At 68.5% G+C, this 12728-nt stretch carries 10 protein-coding genes; 2 read left to right on the plus strand and 8 right to left on the minus strand.

Annotation, left to right across the window (positions count from 1 at the left end; all coding sequences use genetic code 11):
* Positions 1–271 precede the first annotated feature (271 nt).
* Positions 272–1294: a class I fructose-bisphosphate aldolase gene (locus QZM35_RS17095; protein ID WP_301776434.1), complete on the plus strand. Its 1023-nt coding sequence runs from the start codon at positions 272–274 to the stop codon at positions 1292–1294.
* A 156-nt stretch (positions 1295–1450) separates the two neighbouring features.
* Here QZM35_RS17095 and fdhA read toward each other — a convergent pair whose 3' ends face one another.
* The 8 genes from fdhA to QZM35_RS17135 all read right to left on the minus strand — a co-directional run bounded on the left by fdhA (position 1451) and on the right by QZM35_RS17135 (position 11401).
* Positions 1451–2647, minus strand: a complete 1197-nt coding sequence (gene fdhA, locus QZM35_RS17100) for a formaldehyde dehydrogenase, glutathione-independent (RefSeq protein ID WP_301776435.1) — start codon at positions 2645–2647, stop codon at positions 1451–1453.
* 317 nt (positions 2648–2964) lie between these two features.
* The gene (locus QZM35_RS17105) at positions 2965–4155 is read right to left on the minus strand and encodes an efflux RND transporter periplasmic adaptor subunit (RefSeq protein WP_174973803.1); all 1191 of its coding nucleotides are present in this window, start codon (positions 4153–4155) and stop codon (positions 2965–2967) included.
* On the minus strand, positions 4155–6011 hold the full coding sequence (locus tag QZM35_RS17110) for an efflux transporter outer membrane subunit (protein ID WP_301776436.1): 1857 nt from the start codon (positions 6009–6011) through the stop codon (positions 4155–4157). The genes QZM35_RS17105 and QZM35_RS17110 overlap by 1 nt, the downstream gene beginning before the upstream one ends.
* 8 nt (positions 6012–6019) lie before the next feature.
* On the minus strand, positions 6020–6958 hold the full coding sequence (locus tag QZM35_RS17115; RefSeq protein WP_301776437.1) for a glycosyltransferase family 2 protein: 939 nt from the start codon (positions 6956–6958) through the stop codon (positions 6020–6022).
* A gap of 10 nt (positions 6959–6968) precedes the next feature.
* Positions 6969–8564: a DHA2 family efflux MFS transporter permease subunit gene (locus tag QZM35_RS17120; protein WP_089475459.1), complete on the minus strand. Its 1596-nt coding sequence runs from the start codon at positions 8562–8564 to the stop codon at positions 6969–6971.
* Entirely contained in the window at positions 8561–9844 is a 1284-nt protein-coding gene (locus tag QZM35_RS17125; RefSeq protein ID WP_301776438.1) for a glycosyltransferase, read from the minus strand. Before QZM35_RS17125 ends, QZM35_RS17120 begins: the two co-directional genes overlap by 4 nt.
* 17 nt (positions 9845–9861) lie before the next feature.
* On the minus strand, positions 9862–10431 hold the full coding sequence (locus QZM35_RS17130) for an isoprenylcysteine carboxylmethyltransferase family protein (RefSeq protein WP_301776439.1): 570 nt from the start codon (positions 10429–10431) through the stop codon (positions 9862–9864).
* Between the two features lie 67 nt (positions 10432–10498).
* Positions 10499–11401 carry an alpha/beta fold hydrolase gene (locus QZM35_RS17135; protein WP_089429040.1) on the minus strand — a complete coding sequence of 301 codons (903 nt, stop codon included), beginning with the start codon at positions 11399–11401 and terminating at the stop codon, positions 10499–10501.
* Between the two features lie 721 nt (positions 11402–12122).
* Between QZM35_RS17135 and betI the strand changes: the two genes are divergently transcribed.
* Positions 12123–12707, plus strand: a complete 585-nt coding sequence (gene betI / locus QZM35_RS17140) for a transcriptional regulator BetI (protein WP_089426825.1) — start codon at positions 12123–12125, stop codon at positions 12705–12707.
* The last annotated feature ends 21 nt before the right edge of the window (positions 12708–12728 follow it).

The following is a 12728-nucleotide window of genomic DNA, read 5'->3' on the forward strand; positions in this document are numbered from 1 at the left end:
CGAACGTATGCGTGGCCGGCTCTCCCCTGCACCTCCCCGGCAAGAAACGGCGGCCCGTTTCCGGCAACGCCCGTTTCGCGCGACGCGTCACGCGCGTCGAACGCCCGCGCATCGCGCACCTCCCCGGCACGGACGATGCCACCGGCGCACGCGCCTTGCGTTCTGGCCGGTGCGCGACAAAGAATGAAATCGGAAGGCGGCGTGACGACCGTGACGAAGTGAACGGCGCGCGGTCGGCACGGCCGCGCGGCGGTTTCAGCGGAGGAATTCCATGAGCACCGAGAGCACACTCCAGGCGACGATCCAGGCACTCGTTCAGGATGGCAAAGGCTTGCTGGCAGCCGACGAAAGCGGGCCGACCATCGCGAAGCGCTTCAAGACGATCGCGGTCGAATCGACCGAAGAGAACCGCCGCGCATGGCGCACCCTGTTGCTGTCGACGCCGGGCCTCGGCGAATTCGTCAGCGGCGTGATCCTGTATGAAGAGACGCTCGGGCAACGTACGGACGATGGCACGCCGTTGCCCGAACTCGCCGCCCGCCAGCAGATCGTGCCCGGCATCAAGGTCGACGCAGGCAAGATTCCGCTCGCGCTCGCGCCCGGCGACGAAATCACGCAAGGGCTCGATGGGCTTGCGGCCCGCCTCGACGGCTACCAGCGGCAAGGCGCGCGGTTCGCGAAATGGCGCGCGGTGTACAACGTGTCCGACACGCTGCCGGGCCACGCGGCGATCGAAGCCAACGCCGAAGCGCTGGCGCGCTATGCGGCGATCTGCCAGGAGGCCGGCGTCGTGCCGATCGTCGAGCCGGAAGTGCTGATGGACGGCGATCATTCGATCGGCCGCTGCGCGCAAGTGACCGACGCCGTGCTGCACGCCGTGTTCGACGCGCTGCACCGGCACCGGGTCGCGCTGGCGCACATGTTGCTCAAGCCGAGCATGGTCGTCGCGGGCAGCACGCACGCCGAGCAGCCGGCCCCCGCCGAAGTCGCGGAAGCCACGGTGCGCCTGTTGCGCAGCATCGTGCCGGCCGAAGTGCCCGGCATCTTCTTCCTGTCCGGCGGACAGACGCCCGAGGAAGCGACCGCGCATCTCGATGCGATGAATCGCGTTGACGGGCGGCCGTGGGTGCTGAGCTTTTCCTATGGACGCGCGCTGCAGGAGCCGCCGCTGGCCGCGTGGAAGGGACAGGCGGCCAACGTACGCGCCGCGCAGGAGGCGCTGCTGCTGCGTGCACGCCTGAACAGTGCGGCCTGCTGCGGTCAGTACGACGCCGCGATGGAGCGCACCACGTGAACGGAGCCGGGCGAATGGCGCCCGGTCGATCGTTCACGCGTGAGCTTCCCGCCCGGTTCCATCGCGGGCATTAAGCGCGCGCTTCCGGAACGCACAAGGGGCCGAGGCGCTTGCGCGCCCCGGCCCCTTTCGATTGCCGCGCGGTGGTCGGTCGCGTTACGCCGCCAGCAACCCGTGCGGGTCGATGACGAATTTACGCGGCGCGCCGCCGTCGAACTTCTTGTAGCCTTCCGGCGCCTGGTCGAGCGAAATCACTTCGACGTTGACGATCTTCGCGATCGGCAGTCGGTCGAACAGGATCGCCTGCATCAGGTTGCGGTTGTACTTCAGCACCGGCGTCTGGCCCGTAAAGAACGAGTGCGACTTCGCCCAGCCGAGGCCGAAGCGGATGCTCAGGCTGCCGTGTTGCGCCGCCTTGTCCTTCGCGCCCGGATCGTCCGTCACGTACAGGCCCGGGATGCCGATCGCGCCGGCCGGGCGCGTGATTTCCATCAGCGAGTTCAGCACCGTCGCAGGCGCTTCCTCCGCATGGCCCGACGAACCGTGGCCGTGCGCCTCGAAGCCGACGCAGTCGACCGCGCAGTCGATCTCGGGCACGCCGAGGATCTGCTCGATCTGCTCGCCGAGCGATGCGTCCTTCGACAGGTCGACCGTCTCGAAGCCCATCGCGCGTGCGTGTGCGAGGCGTTCCGCGTTCATGTCGCCGACGATCGTCACGGCCGCGCCGAGCAGGCGCGCCGAGGCGGCCGCCGCCATCCCGACCGGGCCCGCGCCCGCGATGTAGACCGTCGAGCCCGGCTTCACGCCCGCGCTCACCGTGCCGTGATAACCGGTGGGCAGAATGTCGGACAGGCAGGTCAGATCGCGGATCTTCGCCATGGCCTGATCGCGATCGGGGAATTTCAGCAGGTTGAAATCGGCATACGGCACGAGCACGTACTCGGCCTGGCCGCCGATCCAGCCGCCCATGTCGACGTAGCCGTACGCGCCGCCGGCACGCGACGGGTTCACGTTCAGGCACACGCCCGTATGCGTGTCCTTGCACATCGCACAGCGGCCGCAGGCCACGTTGAACGGCACCGACACGAGATCGCCGAGTTTCAGCGTCTCGACGTCGCGGCCGATCTCGACCACCTCGCCCGTGATCTCGTGACCGAGCACGAGGCCGACCGGCGCGGTCGTGCGGCCGCGCACCATGTGCTGGTCGGAACCGCAGATGTTCGTGCTCACCACTTTCAGGATCACGCCGTGGCCGATCGCGCGGCCGCTCGGGTCGACCATCTTCGGATAATCGATTTTCTGGACTTCGACCTGGCCCGGCCCAAGATAGACGACACCTCGATTGCTGCTCATCGTATTGTCTCCATGTCTCGTTGGATGGCGCCGCGGCGCGCCGGCTCATGCGGCGCACGCGCAACGTGCTGTTCGAGAGTAGTCCCGGAGGCAGGGGCGCCGATGTCTCAAACGCGACACGCGTTTGAACGGCGCCGACATCGATGGCGGAAATGCGAAAGTCGGGGGGGGGGGGGAACGACGGGAGGGTTTGGCGTGCAGGGGGGTGCGCTGGATGGTGATGGGGCTTGAGGGCGCTGGAGGCGCTAGCGAGCGCCGCAACGCGCCGGGCGGTGGGCCGGTCGTGACAACCGGCCGCCCCCACTCTCGGGCCGGCGTTACCCGCCCTGATTGTCGCGGATGATCGCGGCGACGGCGCTTTCCGCGTCGCTCGCGACGCCGTCGTGCACGCGCGTGCTGACGGCCGGCGTCGGCGGCTCGCTGTCGAGCGCGTGGCCGTTGCGATCGTGCGTGTCGACCGTCGCGCGCATCGACAGCCCGACGCGCAGCGGATGCGCGGCGAGATCGCGCGCATCGAGCGCGATCACGACCGGCACGCGCTGCACGACCTTGATCCAGTTGCCGGCCGCGTTCTGCGACGGCAGCATCGAGAACGCGCTGCCGGTGCCCGCCGAGAAGCCCTGCACGCGGCCGCGATAGGTCACGCGCGAGCCGTACAGATCCGACACGACCTCGACCGGCTGCCCGATGCGCATGTGGCGAATCTGCCCTTCCTTGAAATTCGCCTCGATCCACAGCTGGTTGAGCTGCACGATCGACATCAGCGGCACGCCGGGCCCGACCTGCTGGCCGACCTGCACCGAACGCTGCCCGATCGTGCCGTCGACCGGCGCGACGATCGTCGTGCGCTTCAGGTTCCGGTACGCGAGCTTGAACTGCGCGGCCGCCTGCACGACCGCCGGGCTCTCGTCGACGGGCAACCGGGTGCCGAGCGCGCGTGCCGCATCGAGCTGCGCCTGCGCGGCCGCGAGATTCGCCTGCGCACCGGCGACCGCCGCGCGCGCACGCGCGAGTTCCTCGGGCGCGACGATCTCGACCGATGCGCCCGAGCGTGCGGCGAACGCGCGCTGCGCGAGCGCCAGGTCGGCGCGCCGCGCATTCACGGCCTCGACGTACATCGTGTTCGAGATCTTCGCGTTCGCGACCTGCCGCACCGCCTGCGCGAGTTGCGCCTTCGCCTGCGCGAACGCGACGGACGCCTCGGTGTCGTCGAGCTTCACGAGGATCTGGCCGGCGCGCACGGCCTGCGTATCGGCCACCACGACGTCGGTCACCGATCCGGGGGTCTGCGCGGCGACCTGGACGATGCTGCCGGCGACGTACGCGTCGTCGGTGTCTTCGTAATAGCGATCGCTCAGCAGCCAGTACGCGATCCATGCAAGCGCGGCCACCAGCACGACCGCGAAGAACGCGATGAAGCGCTTGCGGCGCGTCGCGCGGCGCGCGTCGAGTGCCGGGTCGTTCAGTGCGGCCGGCGGCGCGGCGGAATGGAGGTTGTCGTGGTGCATCAGTCGCTTTGCGTAACGATCAGACGATCGTGCTGGAACAAGGGAATCGATGGTGTGACCGACGGGCTCGGCGCCGGATTCGCCGCGGCCGTGCGCGCGAGAACGGCGGTACTGCGCGGTGTCGCGGCGACGGCCGGCGTGCGTGCCGCGTCGTCGCGTCGTGCGGAACCCGCATTCGATGCAGCGACGATCGGCGGCACGGCCACGCTCGCCGCACGCACATCGGCCGACGGCGTCACCACCGGTCGGCTCGCGGTCGGTATGGTCGGTGCGGCCGCAGCGGGCGCCGCTGGCGCCGCAGTCGAAGCGCCTCGCTTGCCCACCCCGCTACGCACCCGATGCACGACCGGCGCCTGCGCAACCGTCACCCCCGCATCGAACCCGCCGCCCAGCGCGCCGATGAGCCCGATGCGCAGCGACCGCTGCCGGCCGAGCAACGCGATCATCTGCGCGCGCTCGTCGATCAGCGTGAGATCGGCGACGTCCACGTCCTTCTGCATCAGCACGCCGCGCCGGTGCCGGTCGGTTGCGATCTCAACGATCTTCTGCGCGGCCGCGACCGCGTCCTGCTGCTGCGCGACGAGCGTCTGCGACGTCTGCAGCGACGTGACGAACTGCGCGACCTGCCCGAGCGCGTCGTCGACGGTCTTGTTGTACAGCCCGATCGCGACGTCGGCCTGCGCGACATCCGCACCGAGCTTCGCCTTCAGCCGGCCGCGATCGAAGATCGGCAGCGAGATCGCCGGGCCGATGGAACCGGCGAGCGCATCGCGCGAGAACAGCGACGCGGGAGTCAACGCGAACACGCCGCCGAGCGCGACGAGGTTCACGTCCGGATAGAACTGTGCGCGCGTCGAATCGGCATTCGCGAACGCGGCTTCGACACGCAAGCGCGCGGCGACGATGTCGGGCCGGCGCCCCAGGAGATCGGCCGGCAGCCGCGCGGGCAGCGCGCCGCCCGCGAAGACACCAACGCGTGGCCGCTGCAGCGCGAGCCCGCGCTCTGGACCACGGCCGGACAGCACGCCGAGCTGCAGCTGCGCGAGCTTGATCTGCTCGTCGTTCATCGCGATCTGCGCGAGCAGCTTGCTGCGCTTGATCGATGCGTCGCTCGCGTCGTACGCGTTGTCGAGCCCGCGCGCGGTGCGCTCGCGCAGCACCGTCGTCACGCGCTGGCTGACCTTCAGCTTCTGCTGCAGCAGGTCCTGCGTCGCATACGCCTGGTCGAGCTGGCAGTACACGGTGACGATCGCGACCGCCAGCGTGAGCCGCACCTGCTCGGCCTCGACCCGCGCCGCTTCGCGCAGCGACATCAGGCTCTTCGTCGCGGCGCGGTTCTTGCCCCACAGGTCGAGCTGGTAGGTCAGCCCGACGAACACCGACGACGGCGAGGTGTTCGGATCGCCGAAGATCTCCACCGGCACGCGATAGCCGCTGACCGACACGTTGGCGACGTCGTCGCCCGGCTTCGGCATCCGCGCGCGGCTGACGGTCGCGCCGGCCGTGCCCGTCAGCCCCGTCAACGAATCGAACTGCTGAAGCTGTGCCTGCGCGATCCGCAGCCGCGCCTGCGCGACCTGCAGGTCGGGGTTGTTTTGCGCAGCCTCGGCGACCAGCGCGTCGAGCTGCGGGTCCTGCAGCTGCTTCACCCAGTCGGGCGCGGGCCACGCGCCGTTCACGCCGGGGCCGGCCGTATGCGCGAGCGCATCGTCGGCCGGCGCGCGCAACGACAGCGACGGCAGGAAGCCCGACGGCACGCATCCGCCCAACGCCAGCGACGCGGCCGCGGCGACGATCATCATCAAGCCGCCCTTCACGCCACGCGCCACCTTCGCCGCTTCATTCACACGCCGCATCGCGCCCCTCATCCCTGCTGAACGCGTTGCGCACGCGCGGCCAGACGCGGCCGCGTGCGTTCGAGCGGCCCGAGCCGGCCGAACAGGCCATCCGCGACGCCGAACAGAATGCCGGCGAGCTTCGCGCGCTTGTCGCGTTCGACGAGCGCGATCTGCACGACCTGCCATATCGTCAACAGGTTCGGCACGATCGCCACCGGAAAGCGCAACCCGTACTGCATCCCGAGCTGCACCGCATTGCGCGCGCTGTAATAGCGCCGTTGCCACGAGTGATTCATCGACGTCATTTCAAAAGGGCCAAGCGCATGACGCTGCTTCGCGCCGATCCGGTGCGGCAGCACCAGCGACGGCACGACATAGAGCGGCACGTTGCGCGACAACGCGCGGAAGCTGTATTCGGTATCGACGTGATCGATGAACAGCGTCTCGTCGAAGCGGCCGAGCACGTCGAACGCGTCACGCGACACGACGCAGCCCGACGAAATCAGGAACGCGCAGCGCTGCAACGACGCGCCCGGCTCGATGCGCAGGCGGCGCAGCCCGATCCCGTTGGTCGACAGTTCGGGCAGGAAGCTGCGCGCGTTTTCGTCGAAGATGCGCGGGCCCGCCAGGAACGGGCGCCCGCCAAGCCCCGCGCAGACTTCGCGCATCGCGGGGAAATACGCGGCCGGCACCGACGAATCCTGGTCGAACAGCGCGACGGCATCGATCCGATCGCGAAACAGCGCCGCGAGCCCCGCGTTGTACGCGCCCGCGATTCCGCCGCGATTGCCGTGATGCAGCAGCGCGATGCCCTCGCGCGCGCACAGCTCGCGGGCCCGCGCATCGGGCTGCGGCGTGTTGTCGACGACGAGCAGCGCGTCGCACGCGTGCCGCCATGCGCGGAGCGCGTCGAGCTGTGCATCGCTCGGGTGATACAGGATCACGAGTGCGCCGAGTGTCGTCATGTTCCTCTCCTCAATGCCCGAACGACGCCGCCGCGCCGCGTTTCGGCCGCGTCAGCCACATCATTGCCGCGAGGGCGAGACACGTCATGCTCGCCATCCAGAACATGTCGTTGGTCGCCATCATGTAGGCCTGCTGCATCACGACCTGGTGCAGCGTCGACAGCTCGCGCACGCCGTCCACGCCCATCGCGTTCAGCGTATGAACGAAGCGCTGCGTGTTCGCCGACGCGTGCGTGACGGATTGCGACACGACGTCGTAGTGATAGGTCGCGCGGTTGTCCCACAGCGTCACGCTCATCGCGGTGCCGAACGCGGCGGACAGCGTGCGCAGGAAGTTCGACAGGCTCGACGCGGCCGCGAGCCGGTCGTCCGGAATGCGCGACAGCGTCGCGGCGGTCAGCGGAATGAAGAAGCACGGCAGCCCGATCCCCTGGATCAGCCCCGGCGCGGCGATCTGCGCGAACGTCATCTTCAGCGTGAAATGCGCATCCCACGCGAGCACGGCCGCGAACACGAGGAAGCCGAAGGTCGCGAGCACGCGCGCGTCGAAGCGATGCGCATGCAGCCCGACGAGGATCGAGAACACCAGCGCGAGCACGCCGAGCGACGCCGTGGCGAGCCCCGCGTGAAACGCGTTGTAGCCCATCACGGCCTGCATCCACAGAGGAAACACGACGCCGACCACCGAGAAGCTCATCATCCCAAGCGAGATGATCAGGACACAGAACGAGAACGTGCGATCGCGGAACAGGCTGAGATCGACGACGGGATGCGCTTCGCCCGCCTCCCAGATCAGCAGCGACACGATCGAGAGCGCCGCGACCACCGCGAGCGTGACGATCAGCGGCGAGCCGAACCAGCCGCGATCGTGGCCGAGATCGAGCATCGCCTGCAGCGAGCCGACGCCGATCACGAGCAGCACGATGCCCGGCACGTCGATCGGGCCGGCCGTGCCGCGTTGCGCGTCAGGGCGCAGCATCGCGGTGCAGACCGCGAACGAGAACAGCCCGATCGGCAAATTGATGAGGAAGATCCACGGCCACGAGAAGGTGTCGACGATCCAGCCGCCGACCACCGGCCCGAAGATCGGCGCGAGCAGCACCGTCATCGCCCACAGCGCGAGCGCGATCGTGCGCTTGTCCGGCGGGAACGTGCGCAGCAGGATCGTCTGCGACAGCGGCACCATCGGCCCGGAAAACAGCCCCTGCAGCGCGCGGCAGATCACCAGCACGTGCAGGTCGCGCGCGAGCCCGCACAGCAGCGACGTCAGCGTGAACAGCAGGATCGCGCCGACGAACAGCCGCAACTCGCCGACGCGGCGCGCGAGCCAGCCCGTCAGCGGCACCGCGATCGCGGCCGCGACCGAATACGAGCTGATCACCCACGTGCCCTGGCTGTTCGATACGCCGAGACTGCCGGAGATCGCCGGCACCGCGACGTTCGTCACGGTCGAATCGAGCACCTCGATGAAGGTCGCGAGCGACAGCGCGAACGTCAGCAGCGCGAGCCGGACGCCACGCACCGGCCGCGCGGCCGGCGCTGGCGCCGGCACGTCGAACGCGGACGGCGCGACCGGCCCGTCGTGAAGCGGCGACGCGGTGCTCATGCGCCGGCCACCGCGGCTTCGGGCCGCGCGGCGGCCTGCCCGTGCGCCGGTGCGAACCGTTCGATGAAATCGGCGGCGGCGTCGCAGCCGTCCCGCTCGGCGACAAGCAGCGCGCGCGTGCGCGCCGCGTGCACCGCGAACGAAGGTTCACCGAGCACGCGCGCGAGCGCCGCGCCGAGACGCGCACCGTCGACCGGGCCGTCGACCCGCACGCCGCAGCCGCTCACGGCGACCCGTTGCGCGTTGTCGAACTGGTCGTGCGCGAACGGCGTGACGACCTGCGCGATCCCGGCTTCGAACGCGAGCGCCGCGGTGCCGATCCCGCCGTGATGCACGAGCGCGCGGCAGCGCGGCAGCAGCGTACGCATCGGCACGAAGCGGCGCACGAGCAAGCGGTCACTGTCCGGCGCCGCATCGTGCGGTGTCAGCAGGATCCCGCGCGCGCCGGTCGCGCGCAGCGCGTCCGCCACCGCGCGCGCGTATGCCGCGTGATCGACGCGTGTCGAACCGGCCGTGAACACGACCGGGGGTTCACCGGCCGCGAGATACGCATCGAGTGCCACATCGTCTTCAGAAGTCGCAATATCGTTGAACAACGGGAAACCGCTTTGCAGATGATTCGACGGCCAGTCCGGCTGCGGCGGCGCGAACCAGCCGGGAAACAGGCACAGCACGCCATCGGTCGAATGCAGCCAGCGGCCCAGCACACGCCGCGCCGGCGCGAGCCCGAGCGCGCGGCGCACCGCGTTGAGCGCGGGGCCGCACGTGCGATCGAGCACCTGCCGCTCGATCAGCGTCATCAGCGCCGCCTTCACGGGCAGCGGCCAGCGCGCGGGAATCGTCAGGCGCGGGTGCGTCGGCGGCGCATGCGCGGACAGCAGCGTCGACGGCGACACCTGCACCGACACGTACGGCGTACCGTGCAGCTCCTGCATGAAGCGCGCGGAGAACGCCCACAGCGTGCCGACGAGCACCGTATCGTCGTCGGTCAGCGCGCGCAGCGCGTCGTAATGCGGGCGCAGCGTCGGCGCGATCACCGCCCACAGCGTGCGAAACGACGTGCGCGAATCCCACAGCGCGGGGTTCGCCATCGCGGCCTCGTAGTCGGCCGCGGTGCCGATCGGCACGAAGGCGAACCCGCACCGGCGCACCGCCGCCTCGAACGGCGCATGCGTGCAGAACACGACGTCGTGACCGCGCGCCGCGAGCGTGCGCGCGACGCCGAGCAGCGGATGCACGTCGCCCGCCGAGCCGATCGCGGTCACGATCATCTTCGCCATCGCGCGCCTCGCGGGGTTCAGTAGAAGCCGGGAATCAGCGCCGCGACTTCGCGACGGTACTGCGTGTACGCCGGCCCGAAATACCCGGTCAGCCAGCTCTCCTCGACGCGCACCTTGTACGCGAGCGACGCGAACACGAGCAGCACGCCGATCGCACCGCGCCATTCGCCGCCGATCAGTGCGGCGCCGACGAGCGCGATCAGGCAGCCCGTATAGATCGGGTGACGCACGAGCCCATACGGCCCCGTGCGGACGAGCTCATGGTCTTCCTTCAGCGTGACCGACACGCTCCAGTTCGTGCCGAGGTGCAGCCGCGCCCACACCGAGAACAGCAGGCCGGCCACCAGCACCGCGAGCCCGCACTGCGCCTGCAGGCCGACGCGCTGCCAGTCCGGCACGAGCGCCTGCCACGACGGATCGGGCAGGATGATCAGCGCGCCGCCGACGATCAGCGGAATCGACTGCAACGTGCGCGAGCGCGACGCTTCCTTGCGCACGGTCGTCTTCACGCCTTGCGAAGTGGCGATCCAGTAGGCGAGCCACACGGCCCACGGAACGACGATGGCGATGGTCTGAACGATATTCACGGCGGGCCTGCCTCGTTGGGATGGGAGTTCGGGAGCGCCGCGCGAATCGGACGCACGGCGTGCGGTGTCACGACGACAGCGCGTGCATCGGAGCGGGCACGCACGACTGCGCGGCGGCGAGCGCCATGCCGGCGGCGAGCTGCGACCCGCCGCAGAAAAAGTCGAGCAACGCCGAGCGCGTGTATTCGCGCTGCGCGCGGCCTTCGATGTCGAGGAAGTGGCCGGCGTCCGGCACCGTCGCGAACCGTGCGCGCGGCACGTGCGCGCCGAGCTGGCGCACGTCGGCGGGCGTCGTGTATTCGTCGCGCTCGCCGTTCAGGAACAGCAGCTCGCAGCCGATGTTCGAGAACTCGCTGAGGTAGCGCTCCGGCTGCAGCGACAGGATCTGGTCGACGTGGAACGCGACCTGGTCCTGCTCGTCGCGCGGCAGGCGCGTGAGATACCGGTAGTTGTACAGCTTCATGATGCGCGGCAGGTAGCGGCCGACGGTGTCGTTCAGCAGCTGCGCGGCCTTCAGGTTCTCGCCGGCCGCGATGTGGTCGCGGGCGCGCGTCACGTAGTCGACCATCGCGTCGTTCAGGAACGGCGAGAACGAGCAGATCGCCGCGCGCCGCACGCTCGGGCAGCCGCGTGCGAGCGCGAACAGCGACGCGACGCCGCCCCACGACACCGACACGAGGTACGCCGGCGCGAAGCGCTCGACCAGGTGCTGCAGGATCGCGGCTTCGTCGTCCTTCGTCAGGATGAAGCAGCCCGGGTTGTGCTGGCGCGACTGCCCCGCATACGGCAGGTCGAAGCAGATCGTGTTCATCCGCTCGCCGAGATACTGGACGGTCTGCCCGAACGACGCGGTCGTCGCGAGCGCGCCGTTGACGAGCATTGCCGTGTCGAACGCCGGGTCGAACACGTTCCGTTCGACGTAGACCTTCAGACCATTCGGCAACGGGACCACGTGTTTTTCGGTCAGCATCGTCGTTCTCCGGTGGATGCGGCGTCTCGACGTCGCGGCATGCTGCAGGTGCGCAATGACTGCGCCGGTTTGTCACGCGCGTCCGAATCGCGCGATTGGCCAATGCACCGCGGCAATACCGGCGGCATCGATTCATTCCTCGTAGTGCGGCGCCATACTAATACGGACAATATTACTGACTCAAGTCATTCCAACGATACCCTCTACTCTGTTAGGAAATACGGCAGATTCAAATTATTCCAGCATTTTTTATGGTAAGCGGAATCCGATCGAGGGCGGTCGCAATCGTTTGCGGAGCGGCAGCCGATCCCTATTTAATCGAAACATTTCCATTTACAATCAATACGTTAATTCGTTTCATTCGCCTATTTCAAACGGATTTTCATGAATGAATCGTGACGCTGTTTCGCGCGTCGGCTTCCACGCTTAACCAAATATCACACAGCTCATTATTCTTTCATTCCGTAATCGATTCGACACCTGCAACGATTAACCGGATTGATTGCTCGCTTCAGAAAGCGTTTTAAACAAACTTCATCTTTCTTAATCATCTTTCAATCATTTTTCCGCACCTGCACAACGCGGGATCGGAGGGCCTCGCGCACCTGCCGGGTACCCGTCTTCATCGTCAGACCCCGATTTTTTGTTGATTGAACGATCAATAAAAAACCGCTAAGCTCTCGACTTCCATGGACGGCCCGTCCGGGCGAAGGGAGTCGCGATGCCGAAAGTCGGAATGCGGGAGATTCGCCGCGCGCAGTTGATCGACGCCACGCTGCGCTCGATCGACGAAGCGGGCCTGCCCGGCACGACGCTCGCGTCGGTCGCGCAACGCGCGAACATCTCGACGGGCATCGTCAGCCACTACTTCGGCGACAAGGACGGCCTGCTCGAAGCGACGATGCGGCACGTGCTGCGCGACCTGTGGTCGGCCACCACGCGCCGCCGCGTGGCGGCACGCAAGGATCCGCGCGCCCGGCTGCGCGCGATCGTCGCCGCGAACTTCGACGTCACGCAGGTCAGCGCGCCCGTGATGAAGACCTGGCTCGCGTTCTGGTCGCAGAGCATGCACGACCCGATGCTCAAGCGCCTGCAGCACGTCAACACGCGGCGCCTCCACTCGAACCTGTGCGCCGAATTCGCGAAGGCGTTGCCGCGCACGCAAGCGCGCGAAGCCGCCAGCGGCCTCGCCGCGCTGATCGACGGCCTGTGGCTGCGCGGCGCACTCGCCGGCGGCCCCATCGACACCCGGGCTGCATTGAAGCTCGCCCACGATTACATCGACCTGCTGCTCGCGTCCGACTGACGCGCGACGCAGTCGCCCTCA

Source organism: Burkholderia sp. AU45274 (genome assembly GCF_030482505.1).
GTDB lineage: Bacteria > Pseudomonadota > Gammaproteobacteria > Burkholderiales > Burkholderiaceae > Burkholderia.

What these genes read in the sequence shown, in the direction of transcription:
- QZM35_RS17105 (WP_174973803.1), bottom strand. Translation starts at nt 4,155, where the DNA reads ATGCACCACGACAACCTCCATTCCGCCGCGCCGCCGGCCGCACTGAAC.
- betI (WP_089426825.1), top strand. Translation starts at nt 12,123, where the DNA reads ATGCCGAAAGTCGGAATGCGGGAGATTCGCCGCGCGCAGTTGATCGAC.
- fdhA (WP_301776435.1), bottom strand. Translation starts at nt 2,647, where the DNA reads ATGAGCAGCAATCGAGGTGTCGTCTATCTTGGGCCGGGCCAGGTCGAA.
- QZM35_RS17135 (WP_089429040.1), bottom strand. Translation starts at nt 11,401, where the DNA reads ATGCTGACCGAAAAACACGTGGTCCCGTTGCCGAATGGTCTGAAGGTC.
- QZM35_RS17115 (WP_301776437.1), bottom strand. Translation starts at nt 6,958, where the DNA reads ATGACGACACTCGGCGCACTCGTGATCCTGTATCACCCGAGCGATGCA.
- QZM35_RS17120 (WP_089475459.1), bottom strand. Translation starts at nt 8,564, where the DNA reads ATGAGCACCGCGTCGCCGCTTCACGACGGGCCGGTCGCGCCGTCCGCG.
- QZM35_RS17095 (WP_301776434.1), top strand. Translation starts at nt 272, where the DNA reads ATGAGCACCGAGAGCACACTCCAGGCGACGATCCAGGCACTCGTTCAG.
- QZM35_RS17125 (WP_301776438.1), bottom strand. Translation starts at nt 9,844, where the DNA reads ATGGCGAAGATGATCGTGACCGCGATCGGCTCGGCGGGCGACGTGCAT.
- QZM35_RS17110 (WP_301776436.1), bottom strand. Translation starts at nt 6,011, where the DNA reads ATGCGGCGTGTGAATGAAGCGGCGAAGGTGGCGCGTGGCGTGAAGGGC.